This is a genomic window from Pseudomonas sp. FFPRI_1, from assembly GCF_055384485.1.
Window position 1 is genome coordinate 5,248,348 of record NZ_AP029168.1, and the last position, 12,372, is coordinate 5,260,719.

Here is a 12,372-nt window from a genome sequence, read left to right on the forward strand (position 1 = left end):
CCTGCGCGAGAAGAACATGAGCGACTTCAATACCCTGGAACTGCTGCGTGACCCTCGTGGTTTTGCCACCCTGTGGCTCAGCCGCGAAGCCAAGAACAATGCGTTCAACGCCGAAATGATCCGTGAACTGATCCTGGCCCTGGATCAGGTCCAAGGCGACCCCAACCTGCGCTTCCTGCTGTTGCGCGGCCGCGGCAAGCATTTCAGCGCCGGCGCCGACCTGGCCTGGATGCAGCAATCGGCCGAACTCGACTATCACACCAACCTCGACGACGCCCGGGAACTGGCGGAGCTGATGTACAACCTGGCGAAGCTGAAGATCCCGACCCTGGCGGTGATCCAGGGCGCAGCGTTCGGTGGCGCCCTGGGCCTGATCAGTTGTTGCGACATGGCGATAGCCGCCGATGACGCACAATTCTGCCTGTCGGAAGTGCGCATCGGCCTGGCCCCGGCAGTCATCAGTCCATTCGTGGTGCAGGCCATCGGCGAGCGTGCGGCCCGCCGCTATGCCCTGACCGCCGAGCGCTTCGGCGGCCAGCGTGCCCGGGAAATCGGCCTGTTGGCGGAGAGCTATCCGGCCGCCGAACTGGAGCAGCAGGTGACCCACTGGGTCGACAACCTGCTGCTCAACAGCCCCCAGGCCATGCGCGCCAGCAAGGACTTGCTGCGGGAAGTGGGCAATGGCGCACTGACCACCGCCCTGCGCCGTTACTGCGAAAATGCCATTGCGCGGATTCGCGTCAGTGCCGAAGGTCAGGAAGGCCTGCGGGCCTTTCTGGAAAAACGTCCGCCCAGCTGGCAGACCGAGACCACGACCAAGGAGTCCCGCTGATGAGCACGCCCGTTCTAGACACCCTGCTGGTGGCCAACCGCGGCGAGATCGCCTGCCGCGTCATGCGTACCGCCAAGGCCCTGGGGCTGACCACCGTGGCCGTGCACAGCGCCACTGACCGCGACGCCCGGCACAGCCGGGAAGCGGATATTCGCGTGGACCTGGGCGGCAGCAAGGCCGCCGACAGTTACCTGCAGATCGACAAGCTGATTGCCGCCGCCCAAGCCAGCGGCGCCCAAGCCATCCACCCCGGTTATGGGTTTCTCTCGGAGAACGCCGGTTTTGCCCGGGCTATCGAAGCCGCCGGGCTGATTTTCCTCGGCCCGCCCGCCTCGGCCATCGACGCCATGGGCAGCAAGTCGGCCGCCAAGGCGCTGATGGAAACCGCCGGGGTCCCCCTGGTGCCGGGCTATCACGGCGAAGCCCAGGACCTGGAAACCTTCCGCAATGCTGCCGAGCGTATCGGCTACCCGGTGCTGCTCAAGGCCACTGCCGGCGGTGGTGGCAAGGGCATGAAGGTGGTCGAAGAGGTCAGCCAACTGGCCGAGGCCCTGGCGTCTGCCCAGCGTGAAGCCCAATCGTCCTTCGGCGACTCGCGGATGTTGGTGGAAAAGTACCTGCTCAAGCCGCGTCATGTGGAGATCCAGGTGTTTGCCGACCAGCACGGCAATTGCCTGTACCTCAACGAACGCGACTGCTCGATCCAGCGCCGCCACCAGAAGGTGGTCGAGGAAGCCCCGGCCCCGGGCCTGAGCGCCGAGTTGCGCAAGGCCATGGGCGAAGCTGCGGTACGCGCGGCCCAGGCCATCGGCTACGTGGGCGCCGGCACCGTCGAGTTTCTCCTCGATGCCCGCGGCGAATTCTTCTTTATGGAGATGAACACCCGGTTGCAGGTAGAGCACCCGGTCACCGAGGCCATCACCGGCCTGGACCTGGTGGCCTGGCAGATCCGCGTGGCCCGCGGCGAAGCCCTGCCCATCAGCCAGGAGCAGGTGCCGCTGCGCGGGCATGCGATCGAGGTGCGCCTGTACGCCGAAGACCCGGCCAACGATTTTCTACCGGCCACCGGGCACCTGGAGCTCTATCGCGAATCCGCCGCCGGCCCGGGTCGGCGCGTGGACAGCGGCGTCGAGGAAGGCGATAGCGTTTCGCCCTTCTACGACCCGATGCTGGGCAAGCTGATTGCCTGGGGCGAAGATCGCGAGCAGGCACGCCTGCGCCTGCTGAGCATGCTCGATGAATTTGTCATCGGTGGCCTGAAGACCAACCTGGCCTTCCTGCGGCGCATCATTGCCCATCCGGCATTTGCCGAGGCGCAACTGGATACCGGCTTCATTCCTCGCTATCAGGAGCAGTTGCTGCCAGCCGCGAGCGAGCTTGGCGCTGATTTCTGGCAGGCTGCCGCCCACGCCTTCAATCAGAGCCAGCCGCAACGGACCCGCAGCGATGATCCCGATTCGCCCTGGTCTGCCGTCAACGGCTGGCGCAACGGCCTGCCGGCCCAGATCAGCCTGCACCTGAGCTGCGCCGGCCAGGACCAGGCCATCAGCCTCGGCGCCCGGACAACGGCCTTTGATCTGCAAGGTGAACACCTACGGATAGAGCAGCAGGGGCTGCGCCGCGAGCATCGGGCTATTCGTCGTGGCGATACCCTGTATCTGCACTGGCAGGGCGACACCCATGGCATCACCGCCCATGACCCGATTACCGCAGCGGCAGCCAGCCACAGCCAGCAAGGCGGCCTGACTGCGCCGATGAATGGCAGCATCGTCCGGGTATTGGTCAGCCCGGGGCAAAGTGTCGAGGCCGGCGCGCAACTGGTGGTGCTGGAGGCGATGAAGATGGAGCACAGCATTCGTGCGCCCCAGGCGGGGATCATCAAGGCGCTGTATTGCCAGGAAGGCGAGATGGTCAGCGAAGGCAGTGCATTGGTGGAGTTGGAATAAACACTGGAAAAACAGATGCCCTCTCCGGCCCTTTTCGGGCCCGGAGAGTGCTCTGCCACAGTGGTTTCAAGAGCAAGCCAAGCTAAGCCAGCGTTGGCCGCGCCAATGATCGTGCCAATCGGAAACCCAGGTCTTCGATACGGAAAGTCGGATGACTGCGGCGGCGGTTGGAGGCCAGGCAACCGCGACTCTGATCACTCCAGCCTCCCCCGCGAAAAACTCGATAGCTGCCGTAGACCTGCGGATCATATTGATCCCAGCACCATTCCCAGACGTTCCCCAGCATGTCGTGCAAGCCAAAACCATTGGGCGCCTTCAGCCCCACTGGATGAGTGCGCTCGCCGGCATTCTGCGCATACCAGGCAATCTGGCCCAAGTCACCGTATTGCACAGGACCGTCCCCGGCACGGCAGGCGTACTCCCACTCGGCATCGGTTGGCAGTCGAAATCCGCAACGCTGCCGATCCCAGTGCACAGACTCGTCAGCCCACTGAATGTCGTACACCGGCTCAAGACCCAACAGGCTGGATAAATGATTGCAGAACACCACCGCATCAAACCAGGAAACGCATTCCACCGGGGCGTCCTGGTGCTCAAAGCACGCAGGCGATGCGTGCATGACCTCAAGGTAGAGCGCCTGGGTGGTGGGAAACCGACAGAGCTGGAATCCCGCGACTTCACTGTTCCATTGGCTTTTTTTCCGGTCATCTCGCTGATGGATTCGACCGGCGGGCAGCGTAAGCATCGAGCCAAGCAGGTGCTGGACGCTCAGGCGTGGCTCCTCAATGTCAATGAACATGCATTCGACCTGATAAAAAGGAGCAGGGACACAGGCATAAAACCTGCGCCATGCATCGACAGAAGGGGGATTGCTGCATTGGTTTAATCTGCCGCCTTTCCTACATAGGTTGTAAGAAAGAGCGTGGCAGTTAGTTAAAATTTCGCAGTTGCTTGTACGACTACACCAATAATCCGGCACTCGTCGCTGTAGAGCATCTTCGGATAGGTAGGATTGAGCGGGATCAAGTAACGCAAACCGCCCTCTTGCACCAACTTGCGGAAGATCGCCTCGTCACTGCCGGGACACTGTACGACCACCAACTTACCGGGTTCGGCGGCAATCGCCGGATCCACCAGGATCAGCATGTCCTGGCCGATGCTCAAACCGCTGGGCGCGATCATCGCGTCGCCAACCACCACCAGCCAGAATGCCGCGCCCCGAGCCTGATAGTCGGAAAGCTCGTAGCGCTCCGGCACGTAGACCGGCTGGCCGTCTTCGCGAACTTCGCCGGCCACCCGCCAATCGCTTACCGGGTAACGGAAGTACGGGTTGTACTTGTTGAGCAGCGCAGGCCCGTCTGCCAGAGGCTCGCCGTCGTCACCGACCAGCGGTTTCTCGCGGACCACCAGAGCCACTTCGAGAAAGCCCATGCCGATCTCTTCCAGCACGCGGTTCATGTCTTCGATCTTCGGTTGGCGGCGCTTGCTCAACCAGTGACCGATACCGCCTTGAGACATGCCCAGACGCTCGGCGAGCTTTTCCTGTGTGACCTTGCGGCCTTTCATGTTGGCTTTGACCAACTCGATCCATTTGTCCATGGGCCGAACAATACGTTGTGTATTTCCGCCCTCAACACACAACTTGTAGTATTTGAAATCTCGTCACAATTACAATACGTATTAATATTGTTCCACCCCTCTTTCCTTTCTCCGACAGGGCAGAACACTCCATGAACACAAGCAGCAAGGACGTGCCGGAACTCGATACAGAAACCACATTAAGCGCGCTCAAAGACAGCCAAGCCGCCCGACGCGCAATGGACTACTACCTGAAGCCGGCCATTACCGAATCAGACAAGGAAGAGAAGTTCTTCGAGATCAGGCGCAGCCTCAGCAGAGAGGAAGCCATGATTCATGCTTCCGACCTGCTGCGCTGTGCGGCGGCCACTGCCTACGACGCCGCGAACAACCTGCGGGGGGCCAATCGCGACCTGGCGTTTTCGGTGGTGCACATGATCGACATGGCCAAGGCCCTGGTGGACAGGTCCCTTGAAAGCCAGCGTTATGAGGCGAGTTGAAGCACCGCACACGGCTGGGCGGGAAATCAACGACGGAAAAAAACGGAAGTGGAAAAAAAATTTCCAAAAGGCGGGGAAAAACATTTGACTTGCAAATGATAATGATTATTATTGCAAGCAACTGGTCGCGAGATCAGTCGATAGCCCAAAGGACCTTAGGTCGGACCTTTGGATTATCTCCTCATCAGGCTAATCACGGTTTTTGACCCGGCTTTTTGCCGGGTCTTTTTTTTGCCAGTTTTTCTGGCTTGGCTTCAGGCTAATGAAGACTGTAGGTGCCGCTAAAAATAATGGCGGCGATGATAGCAAAAGAATGTCCTTTTGCAAGAGAACGCCCGTCGTAAAAGCCTCGGAAAGCAAAAAGTAGCGCTTGAGAATCAATCGCATAGCCACTAAGCTTCGTCTGCGTCAAGGACGACGCCCCCCCTTCTTTTACCCCCCCTTCTGTGTAGAGTAGCGCTCATAACAATCCTGATAAGGAATCGATTATGACCGTGGGCAATCACACCTCTTTTCAAATTTCCGCCGATTTCGACAGTGGCAACATCGACGTACTGGACATCAGCAACCCCTTGCAGGCACTGCTGGCGATCCGCCCGGATAGCCAGAGCCCGCACTTCCAGTGGTTTCACTTCAAGGTCAGCGGCCTGCATGTCGGCCAGGAACACTGGTTTCGCCTGACCAACGCCAGCCAGTCCTCCTACAACAAGGCCTGGACCGGCTATCAGGCCGTTGCTTCCTACGACCATGTGAACTGGTTTCGCGTACCGACCATCTTCGAAGGCGACGCCCTGCGCTTCAACCTGGAAGCCACCCAGACCCACGCCTGGTTCGCCTACTTCGAGCCCTACAGCCGCGGCCGCCACGACTGGCTGATCGACCAGGCCCTGACCAAGGCCGGCACCGAGTTGCTGGCGGTGGGCAAAAGCGTCGAAGGCCGGGACATCCAGTTGCTGCGCAAAGGCAGTGGCGCGTCGGGCCAACGCAAGATCTGGATCATCGCCCAGCAGCATCCCGGCGAGCATATGGCCGAATGGTTCATGGAGGGCGTGATCGAGCGCTTGTTCCATCGCGATGACCCGGAACTCAACGCGCTACTGGCCAAGGCCGACCTGTACCTGGTGCCGAACGTGAACCCGGACGGCGCATTCCATGGCCACCTGCGCACCAACGCCAAGGGCCAGGACCTGAATCGTGCCTGGCAGAGCGCTAACCAGGAGCTCAGCCCGGAAGTGCTGTTCGTCCAGCAGCAGATGGAAAAATACGGCGTCGACCTGTTTCTCGATGTGCACGGCGATGAAGAGATTCCCCACGTGTTCACCGCCGGCTGCGAAGGCAATCCGGGCTACACCCCGCGCCTGGAGAAGCTCGAGGAACATTTTCGCAGCCACCTGAAACGCCAGACCCGGGATTTCCAGACCACCCACGGCTACACCCGTGACAACCCCGGCCAAGCCAACATGACCCTGGCCTGCAACGCAGTCGGGGAAAAGTACGATTGCCTGGCGCTGACCCTGGAAATGCCGTTCAAGGACCACGACGACAACCCCAACCCGGTCACCGGCTGGTCCGGCAAGCGCTCCATGCAACTGGGCAAGGATGTCCTGAGCACCCTGGCCGACCTGGTGGATCACCTGCGCTGAACCCCACTGACGGCTGCGCAACCCTTTGCCCAGCCGTCACTCCTCCTCCCCGGCCGGCACTCGCCGGCAATCATCCGGCCCCAGCAAGCGGCCATCCGCCGAGCGCAGCTCCAATGCGCGTAACGGCTGCCCGGTTTCCCGGTCGACCATCCGTGAATGGGCTTCTCCCTCCTGGTAGAAAAACGCCTCGCCCCATTGGCGCAAGCCGATGATCAGGGGAAACAGCCCCCTGCCCTTTTCCGTCAGCACGTACTCCTGGTAGGCACTGCCATCAGAGGCCGGGACGACCTCCAATACCCCATGTTCCACCAGGGTACGCAGGCGCGTGGCGAGGATGTTCTTGGCCATGCCGAGGTTGCGCTGGAACTCGCCAAAACGGCGGATCCCGTCAAAGGCATCCCGCACGATCAGCAACGACCACCAGTCGCCAATGGCGTCCAGTGAACGGGCAACCGGGCACTCGGCATCTTGCAGGCTGGTGCGTTTAACCATGTTGGGCATTCTCCGATCGGGCCGCAGGAAAGTGGTTGCAATATAAAACCACGATCTTTACCGTACAACTGGTTTCATTATGAAACCTAACTCCGGAGCCCAACATGCCACACCCTTGCGCCCCACACGCGGCACCCACCCTTCCAACAAAAGTGGTGCTGCTGTTCGCCATCGCCTGCGGCCTGGCGGTGGGTAATGTCTACTACGCCCAGCCACTGCTGGATGCCATGGCCCACACCTTCGGCCTGGCGCCAGCTACCGTGGGGATCGTCATCACCCTGACTCAGGTCGGCTATGGCCTGGGCTTGCTGTTGCTGGTGCCCCTGGGAGACCTGCTCGACCGTCGACGGCTGATCGTGACCCAGACCCTGCTTTCGGTACTGGCCCTGCTCACCGTGGCCCTGGCCCCCAGCAGCGCCTGGCTGCTGCTGGGCATGGCCTGCACCGGGCTGCTGGCGGTGGTGACCCAGGTACTGGTGGCCTATGCCGCCAACCTGGCCCCGGCAGAGCAGCGCGGCCGCACGGTGGGCATGGTCACCAGCGGCGTGGTGATAGGCATCCTGCTGGCCCGCACCGTGGCCGGCACCATGGCCGACCTGGCGGGCTGGCGTTCGGTCTACCTGCTGTCCGCCGGGCTGACCCTGCTGGTGGCCCTGGCGCTGTGGAAAACCCTGCCAGCCGTCGAACACCCCCGGGCCACCCAGGGTTACGGGCAATTGCTCGGTTCGTTGCTGCAGTTGTTCAAGGAGGAAAAGATACTGCGGGACCGGGCCGTGCTGGCGATGCTGATCTTCGCCGCCGGCACTGTGCTGTGGACCCCACTGGTGTTGCCGTTGAGCGCCCCGCCGCTGTCCTTGTCCCATACCGAGATCGGCCTGTTCGGCCTCGCCGGCGCGGCGGGCGCCCTGGGCGCGGCACGGGCCGGGCACCTGGCCGACCGCGGCCTGGCGCAGTGGACCAGCGGCCTGGCCCTGGGCCTGATGCTGCTGTCCTGGCTGCCCATCGCCTTTACCCAATCGTCCCTGTGGGCCCTGCTGTTCGGGGTGATCAGCTTCGACCTGGGTCTGCAGGCCGTGCACGTCACCAGCCAGAGCCTGATCTACAGCGTGCGCCCCGAGGCCCAGAGCCGCCTGGCCGCCGGCTACATGCTGTTCTATTCCCTGGGCAGCGCCCTCGGCTCCATCGCCGCCACCGCCACCTACGCCTGGGCTGGCTGGACTGGGGTCTGCCTGCTAGGTGCCGGGATCAACGGCGTGGCGCTGCTTTACTGGCTGTGGAGCCTGGCCCCGGGCAAAGCCGCGGCCAGGGTTCGTTGCGCCACTTGAGCCCGGCGGCGCAGGCGTCACTCAACTGCGGCCACGCAACATGCTCTGCAGCACACCATCGCGGCGCACCCAGCCATGGAACAGCGCCGCGGCCAGATGCAGCAGCACAGTGAGAAACAGCAGGTACGCCAGGTAACCGTGAGCCTTGCGCAGCAGGGCAAACAGCGTGGCATTGGCCGGCAGGATGGCCGGCAGTTGCAACGCGCTGCCGAGCATCACCGGGTCGCCGGCCGCCGAGATCATCCCCCAGCCCAGCAGCGGCAGGCTCAGCATCAAGGCGTACAGCAGCCCATGGGAGGCCTTGGCCGCCAGCGCCTGCCAGCCCGGCAGGTCTGCCGGCAGTGGCGGTTGCCGGGTGGAGAAGCGCACCCACAGGCGCACCAGCACCAACAGCAGGATGGCGATCCCCAGGGGCTTGTGCAGGTTGATCAGCCATTCATGACGCGCGGAAACCGAGGCCACCATGCCGGCGCCGATAAACAGCATGGCGATGATCATCAGCGCCATCAGCCAGTGCAGCAGGCGCGCCAGGGGCGCGAAGTGTCGGGGTTGGCTGTTCATGGACGTGGCTCCTGGGCGCCGGGCAATTGGCTGACTTCGCTGGTACGACGCAGATAGGAACTGGCGTAGGCCGCAGAGCGCGCCGCCAGCAGGGGGTCGTCGGACGCCTGGATGCCGCTGGGCAGGATCAGCGGGTCGTAGTTGATGTCCCGACACTCGCCGCTGTTCTGCGCCTGGGTGCTTTGCAGCACCAGGGTCCCGGCGTTGATTACCGGGCGTTCTGCCGGCCAGGCTTTGCTGGCGTCGTTGGTCGGGTCGCCGGGCGCCGCCAGGGTAAGCTGCAGACGCCAGCGCAGAGGCCCGTCTGCCAGCCGTCGGGTCAGGTCCTGCTGCAGGTAGTCGGCGCCTTGCGGAGCACCGCCTGCGCCTGGCGCATCGCGGCTCTCGGGCACTACCCCCCAGCGCACCGCCTGGCGCTTGCCGTTGCCATCCACCAGGTAGAAAGCATTGATGCCGTTGTAGCTTTCGCTGGCATAGCTGGCCGAAGGCTTGGCGCCCTTGACCCATTGCAGGAACGGCGCCGCCTCGGGATGGCTGGCGAAGAATGCCGGCACTTTGCTCGGGTCCGGCTTGCCGGTGGCCGGATCGGGAGAGCCGGCCTGCTGCAACTGATAAAAGGCCTCGGGGGTGCCCACCGGGAACACCGGCATGCTGTTCATCCCGGTTCGCCACTGCTGGCCGTTGGCCTGGAGAAAGCGCAACGCCAGGCTGCGGATCGGCACGCTGCTGTCCGGCGCGTAAGGGTTACCGCTGGGCAAGGCGAAGCGCCCCACCACCGGCGTGCGTGCCTCGTTGAATACCTGCGCCGTGGAATAGGCTCGGGCCTCGCCGCTGCTCTCGAAGTAGCCGATGACGCATACCCCCTTGGCGTGGTTGCGACGGAACCCCGGGTGCACACCGTTATTGGTTTCCAGCACATCCACCAGGGCCTTGGGGGTCAGGCGCTGGGGATCGAGGCTGCCCTGCACATAGGCCATGGCCGCTGCGGCAGCGGCCACCACCAGGGCAATCGCCCCCAGGCGCAGGGTCAGGCTGGCGGCGCTCAGAGGTGGGCGGTCGGGCGTTGATGAAGGATCAACCATGGGACATCTCCAGTACGCATAGCCATGAGGGCAAGGACCTGTCAGACGCAGCCCGACCAAGGTTATTCCACGGCCGGTATTTATTTTCCCGAGGCTGGAATAACCTGCACTGCGGCGCGTCTTCCTAGCCTCAAGCCTAGTGACTGGCCCAGCATCCGCAGGATTTCATGAACGATCTCGACCAACAGCTACGCCTGCTGATTCCAAGGCTCCGGCGTTTTGCCCTGTCCCTGACGCGCCAGCCCAGCAGCGCCGACGACCTGGTGCAGGCCTGCCTGGAACGCGCCCTCGGCGGCTGGGCCGAGAAACGCCCGGAAGGCGACCTGCGGGCCTGGCTGTTCGCCATTCTCTACCGGCAGTTCCTCGACGCCCACCGACGCTCCCGACGCTACGCGCGGATGCTGGAGTTCTTCACCGGCCGCGACGACAGCCAGCCCTCGGTGGAACGCACGGTGATGGCGCAATCGACCCTGCAAGCCTTCGACCGCCTGAACCCCGAACAGCGCGCCTTGCTGCTCTGGGTGTCAGTGGAAGGCCTGAGCTACAAGGACATCGCCGCAATTCTCCAGGTGCCCACCGGCACCGTGATGTCGCGTCTGTCCCGGGCCCGCCAGGCTCTGCGCCAACTCAGCGACGGCGAAATCAGCAGCCCTTCTCTACGGATACTCAAATGATCAGCCTGCCCCCCAGCGACAGCGACCTGCACGCCTATGTCGATCACCAGCTCAGTGAAGAGGACCGCCGGCTGCTGGAGCACTACCTGGCCAGCCACCCGCAGGCGGCGGCCCGGGTCCAGGCCTGGCAACAGGATGCCCAGCACCTGCGGGCCGCCCTGGGGGGCGCCCTGCTGCTGCCGGCCAACCCGGCGCTGGACCCGGCGCAGATCCGCACACGCCTGAAGCAACGAAGCCTGCGCCGCCTGGCCAGTGCCGCAGTGCTGCTGATGGCCGTCGGCGTGGGCGGCCTGAGCGGCTGGCAGGCGCGGGAGCTGACCCTGGCCGGCAGCAGCGTGCTGCCCATGACCGATGCGCTGCAGGCCTATCGCCTGTTTGCCGAGCAAGGCATGCTCCCGGCGGACTTCAAGGTGCAGGACAACCGGGCCATGCAGGCCTGGCTGGATCGCTACTTCACCCAGGCCAGCCCAATGCCGGACTTGCAGGGTGCCGGGTTCAAGGCCGTCAGCGGGCGCCTGCTGAGCACCGAGCAAGGGCCGGCGGCCATGGTCCTGTATGAAGACCCTGAGGGGCGCAAGGTCAGTTTCTACATTCGCCCGCCAGGCCCGCAGAACAAGCTGTTGCCCCGAGGTATCCGCCACGATGGTGCATTACAGGCGCAATACTGGTCCGACCAGGGCTACAACTACGCCATGGTCGGCCCGTCGGAAATTCCTCTGTAGCCGTCAGAAACCCACGTCCAGCACCACGTTGTCGATGTAGGTACCGGCCGGCGGAGTGCTCTGGTCGGTGTAGATCTTGGCGTTGTAATTGAAGATCTGGCTCCCGGTGCCCAGGCCGTTGCCGGGGTTGACCTCCGCATCGGTGCTGGAGCGCCGGGCGCTGCCGACACTGCCCCAGCGGGTGCTGCCGGCGCTCTTGAAGATGTCGTAGGCCAGGTAGTTGCTGCCGGAAATCATCTGCCGTCGCCCCCCCGTGCTCACCGGGTGCTGGCCATCGCTCAGGCCCACGGTGTAGGCACTGCCCTTGGTACAGGCCAGATTGATGGTCTGCCCGGTCACCGTGGCAAAGGCGCTGATCACCGGAGCGCTGCCGAAGCTGATGTTCGGCGCGGTGATCAGGCAGTCGTTGGACACCGTCATGTTCACGGTCAGGCTCTGGGTGCCGCTGCCGATGTCCCGGCCCAGGCAGATCCCCAGGGCACCGATGCCGGAGCAATAGTTCCAGCTCCAGAGAATGCTCAGGTTTTCGGTGTAGACCCCTGCTGCGACGTTGCTGCCGGTGAGGGTGCCGAGGTAGATCGGCACGGTCTTGGCCACGGTTGGGCTGCCCAGCAGGCCCAGCAGGTCGATGATGGAATTGCGCGCGAAGTCGAACTGCACCCCCCGGGTGATCGGGTAGCTGGTGCTGTTGTTGGCGTACAGGGTGTAGCTGATGACATCGCCGGTGGGGCCCACCATGCCGCTGGTGGTGGAGGTGATGGTGGCGTAGAAATGGTCGTTGCTGGCCAGAATGCTCAACAGCGAGCCGGTACAGCTCAGCCCGGCATTGGTGGTGGAGGCCGGCTGCGAGGTGGTGCGCACCAGGATCGAGCTGACGGTACCAAAGCCTGCCGGCGAGGTCGGAACCGTCGTGCACAGTGCCTGGGCCGTGAACGACAGCACGCTCGCCAGCAGCCCCAGTATTGCCTGTCGCCATCCCTTGTACCCATCCACGTCCCGCGCTCCTTATCTGCTGAG

14 protein-coding genes are annotated in these 12,372 nt (G+C 63.5%); 7 read left to right on the plus strand and 7 right to left on the minus strand.

Annotation, left to right across the window (positions count from 1 at the left end; translation table 11 throughout):
- Positions 1-16: 16 nt before the first annotated feature.
- A complete protein-coding gene (locus ACZ5BO_RS23185; RefSeq protein ID WP_464696591.1) occupies positions 17-832 on the plus strand; it encodes a gamma-carboxygeranoyl-CoA hydratase in 816 nt (271 codons plus the stop codon).
- Complete coding sequence (locus ACZ5BO_RS23190) at positions 832-2,778, plus strand: acetyl/propionyl/methylcrotonyl-CoA carboxylase subunit alpha (RefSeq protein ID WP_464696592.1); 1,947 nt, start codon at positions 832-834, stop codon at positions 2,776-2,778. Before ACZ5BO_RS23185 ends, ACZ5BO_RS23190 begins: the two co-directional genes overlap by 1 nt.
- A gap of 82 nt (positions 2,779-2,860) precedes the next feature.
- Here ACZ5BO_RS23190 and ACZ5BO_RS23195 read toward each other — a convergent pair whose 3' ends face one another.
- Together ACZ5BO_RS23195 and ACZ5BO_RS23200 are read right to left on the minus strand one after the other, a co-directional pair.
- Positions 2,861-3,577 (minus strand): formylglycine-generating enzyme family protein, encoded by a 717-nt coding sequence (locus tag ACZ5BO_RS23195; RefSeq protein WP_464696593.1) that lies wholly within the window; start codon positions 3,575-3,577, stop codon positions 2,861-2,863.
- 134 nt (positions 3,578-3,711) lie between these two features.
- The gene (locus ACZ5BO_RS23200) at positions 3,712-4,377 is read right to left on the minus strand and encodes a LexA family protein (protein ID WP_464696594.1); all 666 of its coding nucleotides are present in this window, start codon (positions 4,375-4,377) and stop codon (positions 3,712-3,714) included.
- A gap of 131 nt (positions 4,378-4,508) precedes the next feature.
- Between ACZ5BO_RS23200 and ACZ5BO_RS23205 the strand changes: the two genes are divergently transcribed.
- Entirely contained in the window at positions 4,509-4,856 is a 348-nt protein-coding gene (locus tag ACZ5BO_RS23205; RefSeq protein ID WP_025126548.1) for a DUF6124 family protein, read from the plus strand.
- A 189-nt stretch (positions 4,857-5,045) separates the two neighbouring features.
- Here ACZ5BO_RS23205 and ACZ5BO_RS23210 read toward each other — a convergent pair whose 3' ends face one another.
- The gene (locus ACZ5BO_RS23210; protein WP_464696595.1) at positions 5,046-5,243 is read right to left on the minus strand and encodes a hypothetical protein; all 198 of its coding nucleotides are present in this window, start codon (positions 5,241-5,243) and stop codon (positions 5,046-5,048) included.
- A gap of 101 nt (positions 5,244-5,344) precedes the next feature.
- On the opposite strand from ACZ5BO_RS23210, the gene ACZ5BO_RS23215 reads away from it, so the two are divergent.
- On the plus strand, positions 5,345-6,499 hold the full coding sequence (locus tag ACZ5BO_RS23215; RefSeq protein WP_464696596.1) for a M14 family metallopeptidase: 1,155 nt from the start codon (positions 5,345-5,347) through the stop codon (positions 6,497-6,499).
- Between the two features lie 36 nt (positions 6,500-6,535).
- On the opposite strand, the gene ACZ5BO_RS23220 is transcribed toward ACZ5BO_RS23215, so the two are convergent.
- On the minus strand, positions 6,536-6,991 hold the full coding sequence (locus ACZ5BO_RS23220) for a winged helix-turn-helix transcriptional regulator (protein ID WP_025126546.1): 456 nt from the start codon (positions 6,989-6,991) through the stop codon (positions 6,536-6,538).
- Between the two features lie 104 nt (positions 6,992-7,095).
- Between ACZ5BO_RS23220 and ACZ5BO_RS23225 the strand changes: the two genes are divergently transcribed.
- Positions 7,096-8,316: an MFS transporter gene (locus tag ACZ5BO_RS23225; protein WP_464696597.1), complete on the plus strand. Its 1,221-nt coding sequence runs from the start codon at positions 7,096-7,098 to the stop codon at positions 8,314-8,316.
- Between the two features lie 21 nt (positions 8,317-8,337).
- On the opposite strand, the gene ACZ5BO_RS23230 is transcribed toward ACZ5BO_RS23225, so the two are convergent.
- Both ACZ5BO_RS23230 and ACZ5BO_RS23235 read right to left on the minus strand, forming a co-directional pair.
- Positions 8,338-8,877 (minus strand): cytochrome b, encoded by a 540-nt coding sequence (locus ACZ5BO_RS23230; RefSeq protein ID WP_464696598.1) that lies wholly within the window; start codon positions 8,875-8,877, stop codon positions 8,338-8,340.
- Positions 8,874-9,959, minus strand: coding sequence for a catalase family peroxidase (locus ACZ5BO_RS23235; RefSeq protein WP_464696599.1), 1,086 nt, complete (start codon positions 9,957-9,959; stop codon positions 8,874-8,876). The genes ACZ5BO_RS23230 and ACZ5BO_RS23235 overlap by 4 nt, the downstream gene beginning before the upstream one ends.
- A gap of 167 nt (positions 9,960-10,126) precedes the next feature.
- Between ACZ5BO_RS23235 and ACZ5BO_RS23240 the strand changes: the two genes are divergently transcribed.
- Together ACZ5BO_RS23240 and ACZ5BO_RS23245 are read left to right on the plus strand one after the other, a co-directional pair.
- Complete coding sequence (locus ACZ5BO_RS23240; protein WP_464696600.1) at positions 10,127-10,633, plus strand: RNA polymerase sigma factor; 507 nt, start codon at positions 10,127-10,129, stop codon at positions 10,631-10,633.
- Positions 10,630-11,355 (plus strand): anti-sigma factor family protein, encoded by a 726-nt coding sequence (locus tag ACZ5BO_RS23245; RefSeq protein WP_464696601.1) that lies wholly within the window; start codon positions 10,630-10,632, stop codon positions 11,353-11,355. Before ACZ5BO_RS23240 ends, ACZ5BO_RS23245 begins: the two co-directional genes overlap by 4 nt.
- 3 nt (positions 11,356-11,358) lie before the next feature.
- On the opposite strand, the gene ACZ5BO_RS23250 is transcribed toward ACZ5BO_RS23245, so the two are convergent.
- The gene (locus ACZ5BO_RS23250) at positions 11,359-12,348 is read right to left on the minus strand and encodes a Csu type fimbrial protein (RefSeq protein WP_025126540.1); all 990 of its coding nucleotides are present in this window, start codon (positions 12,346-12,348) and stop codon (positions 11,359-11,361) included.
- Positions 12,349-12,372: the final 24 nt, after the last annotated feature.

What these genes read in the sequence shown, in the direction of transcription:
- ACZ5BO_RS23235 (WP_464696599.1), bottom strand. Translation starts at nt 9,959, where the DNA reads ATGGTTGATCCTTCATCAACGCCCGACCGCCCACCTCTGAGCGCCGCC.
- ACZ5BO_RS23215 (WP_464696596.1), top strand. Translation starts at nt 5,345, where the DNA reads ATGACCGTGGGCAATCACACCTCTTTTCAAATTTCCGCCGATTTCGAC.
- ACZ5BO_RS23195 (WP_464696593.1), bottom strand. Translation starts at nt 3,577, where the DNA reads ATGTTCATTGACATTGAGGAGCCACGCCTGAGCGTCCAGCACCTGCTT.
- ACZ5BO_RS23220 (WP_025126546.1), bottom strand. Translation starts at nt 6,991, where the DNA reads ATGGTTAAACGCACCAGCCTGCAAGATGCCGAGTGCCCGGTTGCCCGT.
- ACZ5BO_RS23240 (WP_464696600.1), top strand. Translation starts at nt 10,127, where the DNA reads ATGAACGATCTCGACCAACAGCTACGCCTGCTGATTCCAAGGCTCCGG.
- ACZ5BO_RS23210 (WP_464696595.1), bottom strand. Translation starts at nt 5,243, where the DNA reads ATGCGATTGATTCTCAAGCGCTACTTTTTGCTTTCCGAGGCTTTTACG.
- ACZ5BO_RS23200 (WP_464696594.1), bottom strand. Translation starts at nt 4,377, where the DNA reads ATGGACAAATGGATCGAGTTGGTCAAAGCCAACATGAAAGGCCGCAAG.
- ACZ5BO_RS23190 (WP_464696592.1), top strand. Translation starts at nt 832, where the DNA reads ATGAGCACGCCCGTTCTAGACACCCTGCTGGTGGCCAACCGCGGCGAG.
- ACZ5BO_RS23230 (WP_464696598.1), bottom strand. Translation starts at nt 8,877, where the DNA reads ATGAACAGCCAACCCCGACACTTCGCGCCCCTGGCGCGCCTGCTGCAC.
- ACZ5BO_RS23185 (WP_464696591.1), top strand. Translation starts at nt 17, where the DNA reads ATGAGCGACTTCAATACCCTGGAACTGCTGCGTGACCCTCGTGGTTTT.
- ACZ5BO_RS23225 (WP_464696597.1), top strand. Translation starts at nt 7,096, where the DNA reads ATGCCACACCCTTGCGCCCCACACGCGGCACCCACCCTTCCAACAAAA.
- ACZ5BO_RS23205 (WP_025126548.1), top strand. Translation starts at nt 4,509, where the DNA reads ATGAACACAAGCAGCAAGGACGTGCCGGAACTCGATACAGAAACCACA.
- ACZ5BO_RS23245 (WP_464696601.1), top strand. Translation starts at nt 10,630, where the DNA reads ATGATCAGCCTGCCCCCCAGCGACAGCGACCTGCACGCCTATGTCGAT.